This window comes from Pseudomonas putida (assembly GCF_002025705.1).
GTDB classification, from domain to species: Bacteria; Pseudomonadota; Gammaproteobacteria; order Pseudomonadales; family Pseudomonadaceae; genus Aquipseudomonas; species Aquipseudomonas putida_J.
The window spans coordinates 4,068,587-4,085,618 of sequence record NZ_CP018846.1; the positions used below are offsets into that span (position 1 = coordinate 4,068,587).

Sequence of the window (17,032 nt, forward strand, 5' to 3'; positions counted from 1 at the left end):
AGATACAGGCCAGCCCCGCAACCCGCCGTTTTCAGCCGATCAGGCCGACCCAGTCCAGCGCCGCCTTGGCAGGGGCCAGCACCTGGTGCTGGGCCGCCCCCTGCCACTGCGCCGACCATTTGGCGCTCAGCGCCGCCAGCAGCGCCGGGTCTGCGGCCACCTCGCCGGGGTGGATCACCTGCACCTGCGGTGTCCAGACCGTCAGCAAGCCAGCTGCAGCTGCTTTCAGGCACAGGTCGACATCGCCGAAGGCCTGGGCAAAGGTGGTTTCGTCCAGGCCACCAAGGGCCTGGAACACCTCGTTGCGAACCATCAGGCAGCTGGCCGATACCGCCGCACGGTTCTGCTCCACAGCCAACCGGTTCAGGTAACCCAGCGCATTGGCCGCTTCACCGGCGCAGGCTGGCGTGACTGCGCCTTCGGCATCCAGCAGCAAGCCGGCCTGGGTGAGTTTGCCTTCAGCATCCAGCAGCTTGCCGCCGACCACGCCCACCTCCGGGCGCTGCGCCTGGTTCAGCAGCGCCTCGATCCAGTTGGCGTTGACCACTTCGGCATCCGCCGCCAGCAACACCAGGTAGTCGCCCTTGGCCTCGGCACTGGCAGCGTTGCACAGTGCAGCCGGGCTGAGGCGCTCGGCGCTTTGCAGCACGCGCACCTTGCCGCCCGCCTGCTGCTGTTGCGCCAGCCATTCCAGCAACTGCGGCGACTGGCTGGCGTTGTCAGCGATCAGCACCTCGTAGCGGGCATAGCGGGTGCGCTGCAGGATGCTCTTCAGGCAGCGCTGCAGTGCGTCCAGGTTGTCCTGGCTGCGCAGCAGGATGCTCACCAACGGCCGCTCGACGTGCCGGTAGTCGATACGCAAGGTACCGGCCACCGGGGTACTGACCTGGGCCTTGTAACCACGGCTCGCCAGGTGCCGGATCAGGGCCTGGCGGGCATGCTCGCTGGCCGAGGCTTGCGGTGCCGGCGTGATCAGCACTGGCTCGTCGAGGTGAGCCAGGCCATTGAGGCCGCCAGCCTCGATCAGGCGCAGCAGCAGGTCGAACTCCAGCGCCTGGTCGTACTGCTTGTCGAAACCGCCCGCCTCCACCAGCACTTCCCGACGCAGCAACCAATGCCGCGCCATCAGCGCGGGGTTGGTCTGCAGCAGGTCGAGGTTGACCCCCGGACGCAACAGCTCACGCCAGGCGCCATCAGCCTGCTGCTGGATCTCGTCGACCGCGACCGCACGGCAATCCGGTGCGTTGAGCAGTTCAAGGCTGGCGCGCAACAGGCCGGTTGCAGTGAAACGGTCACCAGCCTCGGCCAGCAGCAGCCATTCGCAAGAGGACTGCCGGGCGAGCTGGTTGATGCGCTCGACATAGTCCTCGCGGCTGACCTTGATGAAATGCAGCGTGTTGTGCAGCGAGGTGGCCATCGGCGGCTCACCGGTGGTGAAGACCATGATCCGGAAGGCCTTGCTCAGCCCGGCCAGCAGGCTGTCGAACGTGTCCTGCAACGCGGCCTGGTTGTTGTTCAGGTCCAGCAGCAGGATACCGAACTGCGGGCCGCCCTGGTGCAGCGCCAGGTGTTCGTCGATCGCGGCCAGTGCCGTGGCATCCGGCTTGCGCGCCTCCAGCCAGTCGAGCAGGCGGCCTGAAGGCATGCTGCCGAGCAGCTCGCGGCCGCTCTGCTTCAGCACAGCTTCCAGGCGCGCCAGCCAGGCGAACAGCGCCTCGCTCTCATCGGCTTCGCCGTTGTCGCGCAGGTGCCCGGCCAGGCGACGCACCACCTCGCGGTTGAAGGCGTTATGCCCCAGGGCAGCCCAAAGGCGGCTGCCGACGGTGCCCGGTGTGTCGCTGGCATGCGCTTGCAACAGTTGCTCCTGGCGCAGCAGCAGAGGCTCCAGTTGCTGCAACTGCAGGCGACCGGCCGGCATGGCATGAATCAGAAATTCGAACGCCGTGAGCTGATCGAAGAACGCCTGGTTGTAGAAAGGCAGCTCGACATACTGGGTCGGCTCGAAGGTGCGCACTGGCGGCTTCAGCGGGTCGGCCCAGCTTGACCCCCAGACCAGGTCCAGGGTCACCGCCCGGCCCTGGAACAGGCCTTCGGCCATGGCAGCAAAGCTGTCCAGGGCCAGCTGGCGCCGCGCCGCATGGTCCAGCCCCTCGATAGCGGTAGGCAGGCCGGCGAGGAAGTCGGCGAACTGTTCACGCTCGGCCACCGACTTGGCGTCGGTGAAGGCCAGCACATGAATGACCTCGGTCTGGTGCTCGGAAACACCGTAGTTGGTTTCACGCACGGCATAGGCGATCGGCAGGACCCGCGCCTTGGCGTTGGTCAGCAGGAAGTAGGCATGGCCGATTTCCTGCCACTCGAAGCTGGTGTTCTCTGGCAGCAACTCGAACCACTGGCGCAGCAGCGCGGTACGGGTGACGGCAAAAAACGGCGGGAGGAATTCGCCCATGTAATCCAGCAGGCGCTGTTCGGCGCGCGGGGCGTCGTAGTCTTCGCGGACCTTCTTGTTGCGCCGGTAATAGTTGACCTTGGTGGCTTCAGCTAGGTAGTTCAGGCAGTAGCCATGGCAGATGCCGTAATCCGGGTTGGCGTCGAGGAAGTCCAGCGACTGGTTCAGCCCGTCGAACAGCAGGAAGTCGTCATCGGCGGCAAAGGCCATGTACGGCGTGCTTACCCGGTTCACGCCATAGGTCAGCTTGGCCTGGAAGCCCATGTAGGAAAACTGCGGCAGGTGCAGGTACTCGACGCCCGGGTACTGCGCTGCCATCGCCTCGGCCGACTCGGTCGAGGAGTCCAGCACGAGGATCGAGCACGGGTAGTCGCTGTAGTACTGCAGCGTGCGCTGCAGGAACGCCGGCCGGTTGTGCGTCATCAATACCAGCGTGAACCGCTCACGCAGCGTGGCTGCCTGGTCTGCCGCGAAATTGCCTTGCATAGTCTTCACCACCATTGGCGTTGCCGCCGAAGAAATCGAACCGTTGTTGAGTGTCTCAGCGAACCCGGCGCAGGTAGCCGTCCGGAGCCACAGTGACCAGCAGCTTGTTCTGCAACTGGTAGTCGATCTCGAAGCTGTCGTTGCCCTTGAGGTACTCCCAGACCGCGGTCTTGGGGTTGTCGCCATGGCCCCACGGGCGATCGGGGAAGAAGTCGGCCGGCATGTCCTCGACCACGGTGTCCATCACCACGCAGTAGCTGCCCACCGCCACCAGCGGCGCGTACAGTTCCAGCTCCTTGAGCACGTGCTCATGGGTGTGGTTGGAGTCGAGCACCAGGATGACCTTCTTGCCTTCGGCAATTGCCCGGACCTGCGCGGCGATGCCGGCGTCGATGCTGGAACCTTCGATCATGCGCACGCGCTTGCTCATCGGGTGCGCCTCGATGGCCTCACGGTTGTGCGGGCGGATGTCGATGTCGATGCCCAGCACCTCGCCGTGGCCCTGCAGTTCCAGCAAGGAGGCGTAGTAGAGGATCGAACCGCCGTGGGCGATGCCGCACTCGATGATCAGGTCTGGCTTGACCTGCCAGACGATCTCCTGCATCGCCATCATGTCCTGGGGCAACTGAATGATCGGCCGGCCCATCCAGGAGAAGTGGTAGGTGTACTTGTGCGCGGCGGACTGGTTGAAGAAGTCGCGGGCCACTTGCTGCAGCGCCTGGTCTTCACCCTGGGCGGCGATTTGCGCGGTGCATTCGGCTTCGAAGGCCTTGATCGGCGAGTCGGTCATTGTGCGGTCTCGGTTGGCAGGTGTGTGAAATCAGCGCTGTCGACGGCGTGGTAAGTGAAGCGGCCTGCGGTCATGCGGCGGATTTCATCGAGGTAGTTGGAATTCATCACGAACAGGTGCGCGCCGTCCGGCAAGGCGTCCAGCGCCTCCTGAGGCGAGCTCACCCGGGCGCCGCTGAGCGGCAGATAACGGCCCTGCTTGGCCGGGTTGATGTCGATCACCCAGTCCACCGGTGCGCCGGCGCGTTGCAGGAACAGCGAATAGATCACGCCTTTGGACGAGGCCCCCCAGATCGCCGAACCGCGCCCGGCGTCGCGCTGCACGATGCCCACGGCGTGGTCCAGGCTGGCGCTGAAGTCGGCTGGCAGGGTCAGTGGCGGCACCGGCTGCAGCGTGGTGCGCAGGCTGGCGAGGTCGGCGACGATGTACAGGTACTGGCCATCGAACAGGTGCCCGGCCTCGGCGACCGTGCCAAACAGCCGGCGCAGGTCGTCCAGGCGGAAGTAGTTGACGTGCTCGTAGAACAGGTCGAACCAGGCCTTGTGCTCGATGATCCAGTCCAGGCACGGCACTTCGATGTAGATCTGCCCAGCCCCGCCGTTGGCGTCGGCGATGGCGGCCAGGAACGCCTGCGGGTCCTGAATGTGCTCAAGCACATGGCGCAGCACGATGCCCTCGGCCCGGCGATTGAGCGCGCGGGTGAACGGCGCCTTGACCACATCCGGGCTGTCACCTTCATAGGCCGGGTCGATGCCAGTGACGGCATAGCCACGCTCGCGCAGCAGCTCGAAGAACCAGCCCTTGCCGCAACCGACCTCGATCAGGCTACGGCCCTTGAAGTGGCGGGCGATCACGCCTTCGACGTCGTCCAGGTGGCGCTGGAAGCGCACCGAGTGGCCCTGCTCGTTCTGGTAGTCGCTGTCGTAGCTGAGCTTGTCGGCATCGAAGGCGTCGTTGTAGACCAGGCCCGTGCGGCCATCCTGCACCAGGCGCATGTCGGCACTGGCCGAGGCGCGCGCCGACGCCGCATCGGCGAAGGTGCGGTTCTGCAGCACCGGCAAGCCGGTGGCGCGGTATAACTCATGCTTCATCACAAGCCACTCCCAACAGTGCCCGCAGCCGGCGGGCATCACCCCAGAACGCCATGGGTTCGTGGGCCGGATAGGGGTAATGCCCCAGGTTCAGCGCGATCTGCGCGCCGCGCTTGGCGACATGCGCCTCGACCAGCGTACGTACTGCTATCGGCTGACCGCTGCAGCAATTGACCACACCGCTGAAATCAGTCCGCTCAAGCAAGTCGGCCAGGTAACCAACGGCCGTTTCGATGGGCAGGAAATCGCGCAACTGCTCCCCGCCCGACATGTCGAAGCGTGGCTGCCCTGCATCGATGGCCCGGTCCAGCGCCGCCAGCAGGCTGTTGGGGTTCTGGCCTTCACCGAACAGGTAGAACAGCCGCACCCATTGCAAGGCAAATGGCTGCTGCCGGGCCAGGCTTTCGAGGAACTGGCGCAGGCTGTGCTTGGCCAGGCCGTAGGGGTTGCCCGGCTGGCAGACCAGCGACTCGCCCAGCGCGCCATCCTGCAGGCCGTATTCCAGGCAGGTACCGGTAACCTGCACCCGGGCAACCCCGGCTTGCACCACACGCTGGATGAACCCGTAGTCGGCCATCAGGTTGTGTTCGAAGTGGAATAACCCCTGATAGTTGGGCAAGCCGGGCCAGGCCAGGTGCACCAGCGCATCGACACCTTCGCACAGCGCGCCGACGTCCAGCTGCGGGTCATGCACATCGGCGCCGACGAACTCGACCTGGTCGAACCACGGCATCGCCCGCGCAGCATCCACGCGGCGCGCAACGGCACGCACCCGGTGGCCGCGCGCCAGCAGCGCGCCGACCAGGTGCCGGCCGACAAAACCGCTGGCTCCGGTAACCAGCACGGTCAGGCTGCTCACAGGATGGTCAGCTCCGGCACGGCAATCACGAATCGCCCGCCCCACTCACGCACCTGCGCCTGCTGCTGGCTGACCTCCTGAAGCAGGTTCCACGGCAACACCAGCACGTAATCGGGCTGTTCGATGGCCAACCGCTCCGGGGCCACCACCGGAATACGGCTGCCCGGCAGGAACTTGCCCTGTTTGTGCGGGTTGGCGTCGGCCACCCAGGCCAGCAGGTCAGGCTTGACCCCGGCATAGTTGAACAAGGTGTTGCCCTTGGCCGCCGCGCCGTAGCCGACCACGCGCTTGCCTTCGGCCTTGGCCTGCAGCAGGAAGCGCAGCAGCTGGTGCTTGATGCGTTCGGCGGCGGGCGCCAGGGTGTTGTAGAACGCCGCCGTGGTCACCCCTACCCCCAGCTCGATGCCGAGCAGGTCATCGACACTGGCGCGGCGCACCTGCGGGCCGCCAGCGCGCTGCACGAACACCCGCAGCGAGCCGCCATGGGTCGGCAGCTCACTGACATCGAAGATCTCCAGGCCGTTGCGCTGGCACAGGGTGTTCACCGCAGTCAGCGACAGGTAGGAGTAGTGCTCGTGGTACAGGGTATCGAACTGATGCGCGGCCATCAGGCAGAGCAGGTGCGGGAATTCGAACGTGGCGACGCCATCGGCCTTGAGCAGGGTGGCGAAGCCGCGCAGGAAGTCATTGATGTCCGGCACGTGGGCCAGCACGTTGTTGGCCGCCATCAGGTCGGCCGACCAGCCCTCGCCCGCCAGCGCCTCGGCCACCTGCTGGCCGAAGAACACTTCGCGGATTTCGAGCCCCTTTTCCCGCGCCGCCTGGGCGGTGCTGCGGGTGGGCTCCACGCCCAGGCATGGGATGCCGCGCTCGGCAACGTACTGCAGCAAGTAGCCATCGTTGGCGGCGATCTCCACCACCCGGCTCTGCGTGGTCAGGCCGAAGCGCTCGACCATCTGCGCCACGTAGTCGCGGGCATGGGCCAGCCAGGAGCTTGAGTAGGAACTGAAATAGGCGTAGTCGGCATCGAACAGCGCATCGGCGCGGGTGTAGTCCTCGGTCTGTACCAACCAGCACTGCTCGCACACCGCGACCTTCAGCGGCACCCAGGCCTCGGCCGCGCCCAGTTGCTCGGCGCGCAGGTAGGCATTGGACGGCGGCGCGGTGCCCAGGTCGATCAGGGGCAGGCTCAGGCAGGTACCACAGCCACGGCAATTCATGGACACACTCCGGTGAACGATGGGGCCAGCCAGGGATGCTCGGCATCCCGGGCTGACAGATTCTTGACAGCCAGCGGCCAGCTGATGGCCAGCCTCGGGTCGTGCACCGACAGCCCGCCCTCGCGGCCCGGGGCATAGTCGGCACTGTGCAGGTAAAGCAGTTCGGCTTCGTCGCTCAACACCTGAAAACCATGGGCGAAGCCAGCCGGGATCAACAGGCTACGCCCATCCCCGGCCTGCAGATGCTCGGCATGCCAGTGCAGGAAGGTCGGCGACCCCTGGCGCAGGTCTACTGCCACATCCCAGACTTCACCGCGCAGGCAGGTGATCAGCTTGGCTTCCGGCGCATCGCCGAGCTGGTAGTGCAGGCCGCGCACGCTGCCCTGCCCGACCGTATGCGAATGGTTGATCTGGCGCACATGGAACGGCGCCCCCAGTGCGCCCAGGCTGGTTTCGCAGAACAGCCGGGCGAACTGGCCGCGGGCATCGCCGTGGCGCTTGTGCTGGACACTGAACAGACCGTCGAGGGGCAAGGCGTGCAGCAGCAGATCAGTCACGACAACTCCGCGTACAGGTTCAACTGGTCAAGGGTGACGGCACGCATGTTGTCGCCGCGCTGCCAGGCCAGGTGCCAGTCCAGGGTGTGCTTTAGGCAATCGTGCAGCGACCAGCGCGTGCGCCAGCCCAGCAGCTGTCGCGCACGCGAGCTGTCCAGGCGCAGCAGGCCGGCCTCATGCAGCTCGCTCGGTTCCACGTGCATGCCCGGTGCTTGCGGCCACTGGCGGGCGAGATGCGCCACCACCTCGCCAACGCTGCACATGTCCTGCTCAGCGGGCCCGAAGTTCCAGGCACCCGCGTAAGCCGGGCCTTGGCGATACAAGCGTTCGGCCAGTTGCAGGTAACCGGCCAGCGGCTCCAGGGCGTGCTGCCAGGGGCGCACGGCCTGGGGGTAGCGCAGGGTCACAGGCGTACCCGCCGACCAGGCCTTGAGTACGTCCGGGATCAGCCGATCGGCCGCGAAGTCGCCACCGCCCAGCACATTGCCTGCGCGTGCAGTCGCCAGCGCCAGGCCGTGTTCGGCGTGTTTGTCCGCCGGGAAGAACGACGCGGCATAGGACTGCGCCAGCAGCTCGCAGCAAGCCTTGCTGCTGCTGTACGGGTCATGCCCGCCGAGGGCTTCGTTCTCGCGGTAAGGCCAAGGCCATTCCTGGTTGGCATAGACCTTGTCGGTGGTCACCAGCACGCAGGCCCGCACGCCACCGACCTGGCGCATGGCCTCCAGCAGGTGAAGGGTGCCCATGACATTGCTGGAGTAGGTACCCAGCGGGTCGCGATAGGCTTCGCGCACCAGCGGCTGCGCCGCCAGGTGCAGGACGATTTCAGGCTGTGCCTCGGCCACGGTGTCGAGCAGCGCGCCAAGGTCTCGCAGGTCGCCGCGCACATCGGTGATCTCGCGGCCGACCTGGGCCAGCTCGAACAGGCTGGGCTCGGTTCCCGGGTCCAGGGCAAAGCCTGTGACCTGCGCGCCCAGTTCACGCAGCCAGAGGGCCAGCCAGCTGCCCTTGAAGCCCGTGTGGCCGGTCAGCAAGACACGCTTGCCCTGCCAGAATGCCGGGCTCAGTCCCATTGCTTCCATGGGGCCTCCCCGCTTTGCCACAGGTGCTCCAGGTGGTTCTTGTCGCGCAGCGTGTCCATCGGGTGCCAGAAGCCGTCATGCTGGAAGGCATTGAGCTGCGCCGCTGCGGCCAGCCGGGCGAGCGGTTCGGACTCCCAGGAAGTCTGGTCGTCGTCGATGTAGTCGATCACCTTGGGCGACAGCACGAAGAAGCCGCCGTTGATCCAGCCGCCATCGCCACGGGGTTTTTCGACGAAGCCGCGCACCTGCTCACCGTCGCGCTCCAGTGCGCCGTAGCGCCCCGGGGGCTGCACGGCGGTCACCGTGGCGAGCTTGCCATGGGCCTGGTGGAAGTCCACCAAGGCGCCGATATTCAGGTCCGAGACGCCGTCGCCGTAGGTGAAGCAGAAGGCTTTTTCGCCCTCAAGGTAGCGCGCGGCACGGCGCAGGCGGCCGCCAGTCATGGTTTCTTCACCGGTGTCGACCAGCGTGACACGCCATGGCTCGCTGTAGTTCTGGTGCACGTCCATGCGGTTGGCGCGCATGTCGAAGGTGACGTCGGAGGTGTGCAGGAAGTAGTTGGCGAAGAAATCCTTGATCGCGTAGCCCTTGTAGCCCAGGCAGATCACGAAGTCATGGATGCCGTGGGCCGAGTACTGCTTCATGATGTGCCAGAGAATTGGCTTTCCGCCGATCTCGATCATGGGCTTGGGCTTGAGATGGGACTCCTCGCTGATACGCGTGCCCAGTCCACCGGCCAGAATTACCGCCTTCATGTTGTCCCCTCTTGTTCGTCACCGGCCACGGATCGTGTGACTGCACGATTTATGGCGATATGACAGGGGGCTTGCAGGAAACGCGCCAGCTGGTGATTTTGTTTGGCGTGAATTATGTGGCGCCTGGGAGATCGAGCGCCGCCCGCGCGGCGCATCGCGGATAAATCCGCTCCTACATTTATTGCAACGTGGCCATGCCTGTGAGGCCATGGTTGTCAGCCTTGTTGGCATGACGGGATTTCGAGGTGGGCATTGATGCCGCCTCACATGCCTTGAGGCATGCACCAAGGCTGGCAACCATGGCCTGTCAGGTTCGGCACGTTGCAACAAATGTAGGAGCGGATTTATCCGCGATGCGCCGCGCGGGCGGCGCTCAATCTCACAGGCACCACACAACCAAAGTCAGACCCCAATCAGCTCGGCATCCAGCCGCTGTACCAGTGCTGCACATGCTCTTCGCGCAGCACGTAGTCCCGCAGCACTTCCTGCTTCAAGCGGTCACCGAGACGATAGCTTTCGTCCGGGTCGGCCAGGTGCATGCGAATCGCCTCCAGCCACTCCGCCGTGCTGTTGGTCTTGATCCGCGTGCACGGCAGGTAGCCTTCATAGGCACGGGTGTCGGTGACGATCACCGGGTAGCCGCAGGCCCCGTACTCCAGCAAGCGCAGGTTGCTCTTGCAGTCGTTGAAGATGTGATATTCCAGCGGCGCCAGGGCCAGGTCCAGGTTCAGGCTGGCCAGCTTGGCCGGGTACAGCTCCAGCGGCACCGGCGGATGGAACTCGCTGATGTAGGGCCGCAATGCCGGCGGGCACATGCCGAAGAACACCCATTCGACCTCGTTGGCCAAGGTCTTGACCACCTCGGCAATCACTTCCAGGTCACCGGTGTGGCTGGTGCCACCGCCCCAGCCGACCCGCGGCTTGCGCGAGGTCCGGCGCTGGCTGCGCAAACTGGTCCAGAGCTCCTCGGCCAGCATGTTCGGCATCACCCGGATATCGCTGTGGGCGTCATGCAGGGCATCGGCCAGGGCCTGGGTCGAGACCACCAGCCGGTCGCAGCGCTCGATCCCCCGGCGCAGCGACCGCTCCAGATCCTTTGGCGTGTGCTTGAGGTGGCCGTTCTTCTTCGGCACGTCGATCACGTAGTCGTCCAGCTCGTAGATGCAGAAGCCCTTGGAGAAGGTCTTGAGCCGCTCGATCTCCTTGACGAAGCCCTCGGTATAACGCCCCTGCAGAATCGCCACGTCCGGCGAGCAGCGCTCCAGCTCGATGCTGGTGGGAATCTCGAAGTACTGTTGCTGAGTGACCCAGCCTGCCTTCTCCAGCTCCACCACCGGCTGGATCACCCGATAATGGCCGACGGCGGTCTTGTTCATCGGCAAGGCCAGCACGTGGGGCAACGGCCGGCTGACGAATGGCGTCCAGGCGGCCTTGAGGCCAGGATCCAGGCAGAAGCTGGAACCGTTCAGCGACAGGTTGATGTTATAGGCCGGGTCACGCGCCACCACCGGCATCCAGGTACGGAAGAAGGCATCATGCTGCTCCACCAGCCGCGCCTGGCGCTCGGCCTCGCGCTGCGGATCAGGCGCTGGCGCCGCTGGCGGGTCGAGGATCAGACGGGCATCGGGCGCCCACACCACCAGGTAACCTGCCTCGCCCAGGCGCAGGCCCAGGTCGACATCGCTGAAGGCAAGGCTGAAGACACCGTCGTCGAGCCCGCCCAGCTCCAGGAACAGTTGCTTGCGCACCAGCAGGCAGTCGGCACCGACCACCGAATAATTCTGCGCCACCTGCAGTCGCTGCATGTAGCCGCCCGCCTCCATCGGCTCACCGACAAACGGCGAGCCCACGGCGCCCCGCAGGCCCAGTACGCCGCCAGCATGGACGATCAGGCCATGGCCATTGCACAGCTTGGCGCCAACTGCGCCGACTTCATGGCGCTGGCCATGGCTGAGCAGGGCGTCGAGCCAGTCGGGCTCGGTGGCCAGGGCGAACGGGCTGAGCATCAGCAGGTACTCGCCCCGGGCCTGCTGCGCGGCCAGGTTCTGCACGGCGGCGAAGCTGCTTTCCTGGTCCAGCCTCAGCACCCGCAACTTGTCGCCGCCCAATTGTTCAAGGGCAGCCAGCCAGGCGTGGGTATCCGCACCCTGGCTGGCATTGTCGACGATCAGCACTTCGTAATGGGCGTAGGCCGTGTTCTGCAGCACGCTTTCCAGGCAGCGCTCCAGCGCCGGTAGCTGGTCCTGGGCACTGAGCACCAGGCTCACCAGTGGTTGCGAGGCGTGCAGATAGCGAACCTGGTTGATCGCCCCGCCGCTGTTCTGCAGCCGATAAGCCACACCCAGACGTGCCAGGTGTGCCGCCAGTACCTGCGGGTTTTCCTCGATCACCGCCGGCGAGGACAGCCAGGCGGCATAGCTGAATGCACTTTCGCCCAGCACTTCCGGGATGTGCTCGATAGTCTGCGGGCCGCGGCTTTCAACCAGGCGCCAAAGCAGGTCGTGGGGCGCCAGCTCGCGGTAGCCGGCAGCGAAACCGCCCAACGTGTGCAAAGCCTCGCAGGAAAACGCCAGCATGCGGCCGGTGTAGGGGTAGCCGCGCATCAGGTCGAGGTTGAAGTCGGGCTTGAACACCGGCTCCACCGATTCTTCGTCGCGCAGGCCACCTTCGTCACCGTAGCAGCAGGCGATCTGCGGGCGCGACACGATCCGCTCGGCCAGCAACATCAGGCTGAAGGCATTGAGCCGGTCACCGGCACGCAGCAGGTAGACCCAGTCGGCGCCATCGCGCTGCGCGACCAAGGTGTTCAGTTGCGCGGCCCAGTCGGCCTGCAAGGGCTGGCTGTCGACGCGGCCTTCCAGGTTGGCGGCCAGGCGCGCGCTGGACAGCACCAGGGTCGCCTCGGCGGCATAGGCCTGGCCGGCAATGCTGTCCAGGGTCACTTGCAGGGCCTGGGCATCGCCGTCGCTGTCGATCACCACCGGCACGATGCGCGGGCGCTGCGGCCAGTGCTCGCTCAGCCGCATCAGCCGCGCCAACACCAAAGGGTCCTGGCGACAGGCCAGCCACTTGGCGTACAGCTCGGCAAAACTGTCGCTGTCGCTGCCGACATGGGACTCCTGGATCGCCTGCAGGCAGCGCAGGGTATGGACCAGGAACAGGTTCTCCCACTTGCGCCCGGTGTCACGCCCATCGCCATGCAGGATCTGCACACGCACCCAGCCGGAGAACGGCTCGCGCTCGGCGACGCGGGCCGCGAACATGTCACGCAGGTATTGCGCCTCGCCGGCCGCTGCCGCCTTGACCTCGCTTTGACGACGCAACTGGTCGGGATGAATCCGCTCCATGCAGTGCACCCCGGCAGTCACCCCCAGGTGGCCACGTCGCAGCAGGCACACGAACAGCACGAAATCGAGCATGGCCACAAAGCCTGGGGCCAGCGCCGGCAGCAGCTCGCGCAGGTCGCTGGCGCGCAGCAGCACGCTGCTGAGCCCGCCGATGAAATTGAGCTGGCGGGTCTCGAAGAAATCCAGCAAGTCGTCGCCGTTGAACAGGGTATCGCCAAAGGTGACCGGGCTGGTCTCAAGGCGTTGCGGCAGGATGTGGTCCTCGGCATCCACCAACTGGCGCCTGGCCGCGACCAGGCTGACATCGCCATGGGCCTCGAACAGCCGCACCTGGCTGGAAACGCAATCGGCCATCAGCCGGTCATCGTCGCAGAGGAACTTGATGTAGTGCCCCTGGCTTTGTTCAAGCCCCTGCTGCAGGTTGCCGGCAAAGCCCAGCGGCTGTGGGTTGCGCACATACATCAACGGGTGACGGGCCAGGCTGCGCAGCTCCTCGACCACCGCCTCGATCTGCGGGCCCCGGCTGTCGTCGCAGACGATGACTTCGAGGTTGTCGTAGTCCTGCGCCAGGGCACCGGCCAGGGCGGCACGGAAGAACTCAGGGTTGCTGGCGGGGATGACAAGGCTGACTAGGGGGGCTTGGCTCACGAGGAAATCTCTCGACAGGTGACTGCCCGCGGAGAATTCAGAACAGTCGCTACCAGGTTGGAACAACGCACCATCCCCCTCCTCCGGTCAGGAGAAGGGGGACGGCAAAGGGCGCACTCAGAGTGCGTTGAACAGGCTCAGCTGGCTGATTCGCGCAAACGCCTGCTGGGAGGCTTCGAGCGTGGTCTTCTGCTGGGTAAGGCGGATCAGCACCTCGGCCGGGTCGGAGTCGCGGATCGACGACTGCGTGGTGCTGTTGGCGATGCTCAGGCTTTCGTTGGTGTTCTGCTGGATTTCCAGCGCCTTGCCCCGCGCACCGATATCGGTAACGGCACGGCTGAGCGTGTCCTGGCCGCTCTGAATGTTGGCGATGGCCGAATCCAGGTCGGCACGCAGCTGCTGGTAGGCCGCATTGTCGCCGTCGATCGGCTGGCTCAGGGCGGTGCGCAGCTTGGCCACGCTGTCCAGGACGTTCTGGGTCTGGTGGTTGTCGACATTGACCATGTACTGGTCACCAGACTGCTGCGGTGGGGTGCTGCTGAAGGTGAAGTCCACACCCGCGGCCGAGGCGACGTTGCCAGCCATGGTGCCACTGGCCACCGGCCGGCTGTCGGCGGTCAGCGGCTGGGCATACAGCTCGAAGTCGGTGGCGCTGGTGAACTTGATCACCGCACCGCCGCTTGGGAACATCGCCTTGTACTTGCTCTGGTCGGTGACGTTGATCGAAGACACCTGGGCGCTCGACGGGTTGCCCGGGCTGCGGGTGGCGGTGATGGTGTCCGGCTTGCTCTGCAGGGTGAAGGTATGGCCTGCCACGGCGGTGTCCGGGACATCGCCATCCTGCAGGTTGATGTTCAGGCGCAGATCCACGCCACGGAAGCTGACCATCGAGCCGCCTGTGGTATTCGGGTCGAAGCTGCCACCCTGGGTGGCTTCGGCGGTGACGTCGTTGCCCTGGCTGTCGGTGATGCTGAACTTGGTGCTGCTGAGCATGGTGATGGTGTACGGCTGGCCACTTCTGAAGCGGTCGTTGTAGGTCACGCTGCCCGAGACCTGGCCGTTGGACAGTTTCACCCTGCCGTCATCCACCGCCGGCGCGGTCATGCTGGTGGACGTGCGGCTGGTGTTCAGGGCCTGCTCGAACACGCTGTAACCGGAGCTGTTGCCGGCCATCTTGAGCATGTCGCCGACCTGCAGCTCTTGCTGGGTCTGGTCGCCCTGGTAGGAGTAGGTGCCATCGGCATTGCGCACGAACGGCGCGGTGTCGGTCTTGGAGCCGGCGAACAGGTACTGGCCGTTCTCGTCACGGCTGTTCATCAGGCTCAGCAGCTGGTCTTCCAGCTGGCCCAGTTCGGCCGCCTTGGCCTTGCGTTCGGTGTCGGTATAGCCGGCGTTGCCCGACTCTAGCGCCAGCTCGTTCACCCGGGTCAGGATGGTGTTGATCGAGTTGAGCGTGGTCTCGGTCTGGTTCAGCGAGTTGGTGATGTTGGTGGCGTTGGTCTTGTACTGCGCCAGCATGTCGGCCTGGTTGCCCAGCTGCAGCAGGCGCGCTGCCCCCACCGGGTCATCGGCTGCGGTGTTGACGCGCACGAAGGAGCTGGCCTCCTCGTTGGTCTTGATCACGTTGGAATAGTTGCGCTGGTAGTTTGCCGCGCTGGACGCATAGAACTGGGCCGTGGAAATACGCATGGGTCAAGACTCCTTAAAGCGCGGCGATCAGGGTGTTGAAGATTTCCTGCGCCGCCTTGATGATCTGCGACGAGGCCGTGTAGTACTGCTGGTACTTGACCAGATTGCCGGCTTCTTCATCCAGCTGCACACCGGACACCGAATCACGGGCGCCGGTTGCCTGGGTCAGGATGACGCCGGTTGCCTGGGAGTCCATCTGGCCCTGCTTGGCCTGTGCCCCGACGTTTTCCACCAGCTTGCCGTAGGCATCGGTGATGCTGATGCCCTTGGTCGAACCAATGTCCATGGTCTGCTTGGTCTGCAACTCTTGCAGGGACAGCGCGTTGCGGTTGTCCGAAGAACCGGCGCCGGTCAGCGATACGGTGAAGCTGTCGCCGTCCTTGGGGGCACCGGCGACATCCATTTCGAAGCTGAACGACTTCTGATTGCCATTGGCATCGTTGATCGGGTTGCCTGCGGAGTCGACCATCGGCACATCGAACTTCAGGGTGTTGCTCTGCCCCGGGACGAAGGTGCCGGTGCCAATGCTGTTGCCCTTGGCATCGAAGGCTTCGTAGCTCTGCGGCGAGGTGGTTTCGTTGCCGAACACCAGGCGCACCGGCGTGGAATACTTGATGCCGGTCTGCAGCTCCTGGCGCTGAGCCGGGTCGGCGATATCCAGCACCGAAGTCAGCACCGGCTGGGTAATCACACCGGTACCGGTATTGCCGCTGCCCGAGGTGGCGGTCAGCGGCGCGGCCAGCGCCAGGCGCTTGGCGTCGGTCAGCACCACGCCGATCTCCGCCGAAGCATTGCGGGTCGGGGTGATCTTGAAGCTGTCGCCCACCGCCGCGGTACCGCTCTTGAGGTCGAGGCTGAAGCCGTCGATCACCGGCGCCGGGTCGTCATTGGTGCTGTAGGTGCCCATGTCCGTGCCGTCAGGCAGCTTCTTGACCTGGTACTTGTCTGCGCCCGGGCCGACGAAGGTCACCTGGTAGTCACTGGTGCTCAGCTTGCCGGTGTCGCGGATGACCACGTTCAGCGCGGCGCTGCCGGTGTTGCCGGCCTTGGGCGTGCTGCGCGCGGACATGGCCTTGTCGCTGTTGATGTCACCAAACAGCGCCGCGCCGAAGTCACCGTTCTTGTCGATGCCCTGGCCGAGCTGCGAGTTGATCTGCTGCGACACCACCAGCGCAATGCGGCCCAGCTCGTTCATCGCCGGCGCCAGGGTTTCGCTGCGGTAGCGCAGCAGGCCGCCCATTTCGCCGCCGCTGATGCTGCTGGTGACATCCATGGTGGTGCTGCCACGATCAAGCTTGACCGAGAACTGGGTTGGGTCGGTGGCGCTTGGCTCGGCGCTCATCTTGTTGGTGGTCTTGCCCAGCACCAGCGACTGGCCGTTCTTCAGGTAGACGTCGATGCTGCCGTCACGCTCGACGGTCTGCACGCCCACCAGTTCATTGAGCTGGCGCACTGCCTCGTTGCGCTGGTCGAGCAGGTCGTTCGGCTGGCCTGTGTTTGCCGAGACCCTGGAGATCTGATCGTTCAATTGGGCAATGTTGGAAGTCAGTTCGTTGATCCGCGAGGTCATCGAGCTGAGGTTGCCGTTGATGTTGCTGTTCTGCTCCTTGAACTGGGCAGAAAGGCTGTTGAAGCGGCTGGCCAGGGCCTGGGCATTGCTCAGCAACAGCTGGCGCGAGGCGTCCTCGGTCGGCTTGTTGGCGGCGCTTTGCAGGGCAGAGAAGAAGTTGGTCAGCGCACCGGTGATACCGGTGTTGCTGTCGGACAGCAAGTTGTTGAGCGGCGTGACCTGGTTCAGGTAGGCGGTGCTGTCGCTGTTGAGCGAGGTGGCGGTCTGCAACTGAGCATCCAGGAAGGCGTTGTACACCCGACGGACATCGCCCAGGGTGGTGCCGGTGCCCATGAACACCTGGCCTTCCTGGAGCGAACCCTTGGCTCGCTGGACGTTCTGCTGGCGGGAATAGCCGGCGACATCGGCGTTGGCGATGTTGTTACCGGTGGTATGCAGGCCCGCCTGGGAGGCCGACAGTCCCGACATGCCAATATTGATCAGACTCGCCAT

Annotated in this window: 11 protein-coding genes; all 11 read right to left on the reverse strand. The window is 65.1% G+C overall.

The annotated features are described in order from the left end of the window. Nucleotides 1-31 precede the first annotated feature (31 nt). The 11 genes from BUQ73_RS18385 to flgK all read right to left on the reverse strand — a co-directional run bounded on the left by BUQ73_RS18385 (nucleotide 32) and on the right by flgK (nucleotide 17,032). Entirely contained in the window at nucleotides 32-2,935 is a 2,904-nt protein-coding gene (locus BUQ73_RS18385; protein WP_079229141.1) for a TIGR00180 family glycosyltransferase, read from the reverse strand. Between the two features lie 55 nt (nucleotides 2,936-2,990). Further along, on the reverse strand, nucleotides 2,991-3,725 hold the full coding sequence (locus BUQ73_RS18390) for a cephalosporin hydroxylase family protein (protein ID WP_079229142.1): 735 nt from the start codon (nucleotides 3,723-3,725) through the stop codon (nucleotides 2,991-2,993). Further along, a complete protein-coding gene (locus BUQ73_RS18395; RefSeq protein ID WP_079229143.1) occupies nucleotides 3,722-4,816 on the reverse strand; it encodes a class I SAM-dependent methyltransferase in 1,095 nt (364 codons plus the stop codon). The genes BUQ73_RS18390 and BUQ73_RS18395 overlap by 4 nt, the downstream gene beginning before the upstream one ends. Then, the gene (locus tag BUQ73_RS18400) at nucleotides 4,806-5,666 is read right to left on the reverse strand and encodes an NAD-dependent epimerase/dehydratase family protein (protein ID WP_192858725.1); all 861 of its coding nucleotides are present in this window, start codon (nucleotides 5,664-5,666) and stop codon (nucleotides 4,806-4,808) included. Before BUQ73_RS18400 ends, BUQ73_RS18395 begins: the two co-directional genes overlap by 11 nt. 5 nt (nucleotides 5,667-5,671) lie before the next feature. Beyond that, nucleotides 5,672-6,895 carry a class I SAM-dependent methyltransferase gene (locus tag BUQ73_RS18405; RefSeq protein ID WP_079229145.1) on the reverse strand — a complete coding sequence of 408 codons (1,224 nt, stop codon included), beginning with the start codon at nucleotides 6,893-6,895 and terminating at the stop codon, nucleotides 5,672-5,674. Further along, complete coding sequence (locus BUQ73_RS18410) at nucleotides 6,892-7,452, reverse strand: dTDP-4-dehydrorhamnose 3,5-epimerase family protein (RefSeq protein WP_079229146.1); 561 nt, start codon at nucleotides 7,450-7,452, stop codon at nucleotides 6,892-6,894. Before BUQ73_RS18410 ends, BUQ73_RS18405 begins: the two co-directional genes overlap by 4 nt. Next, nucleotides 7,449-8,531: a CDP-glucose 4,6-dehydratase gene (rfbG, locus tag BUQ73_RS18415; RefSeq protein ID WP_079229147.1), complete on the reverse strand. Its 1,083-nt coding sequence runs from the start codon at nucleotides 8,529-8,531 to the stop codon at nucleotides 7,449-7,451. The genes BUQ73_RS18410 and rfbG overlap by 4 nt, the downstream gene beginning before the upstream one ends. Further along, entirely contained in the window at nucleotides 8,513-9,286 is a 774-nt protein-coding gene (rfbF, locus tag BUQ73_RS18420) for a glucose-1-phosphate cytidylyltransferase (RefSeq protein WP_079229148.1), read from the reverse strand. The genes rfbG and rfbF overlap by 19 nt, the downstream gene beginning before the upstream one ends. 413 nt (nucleotides 9,287-9,699) lie before the next feature. Beyond that, a complete protein-coding gene (locus BUQ73_RS18425) occupies nucleotides 9,700-13,281 on the reverse strand; it encodes a glycosyltransferase (RefSeq protein WP_079229149.1) in 3,582 nt (1,193 codons plus the stop codon). Nucleotides 13,282-13,398: 117 nt separating this feature from the next. Continuing rightward, nucleotides 13,399-14,970: a flagellar hook-associated protein 3 gene (locus BUQ73_RS18430; protein WP_079229150.1), complete on the reverse strand. Its 1,572-nt coding sequence runs from the start codon at nucleotides 14,968-14,970 to the stop codon at nucleotides 13,399-13,401. 13 nt (nucleotides 14,971-14,983) lie between these two features. Beyond that, complete coding sequence (gene flgK, locus BUQ73_RS18435) at nucleotides 14,984-17,032, reverse strand: flagellar hook-associated protein FlgK (RefSeq protein WP_060485931.1); 2,049 nt, start codon at nucleotides 17,030-17,032, stop codon at nucleotides 14,984-14,986.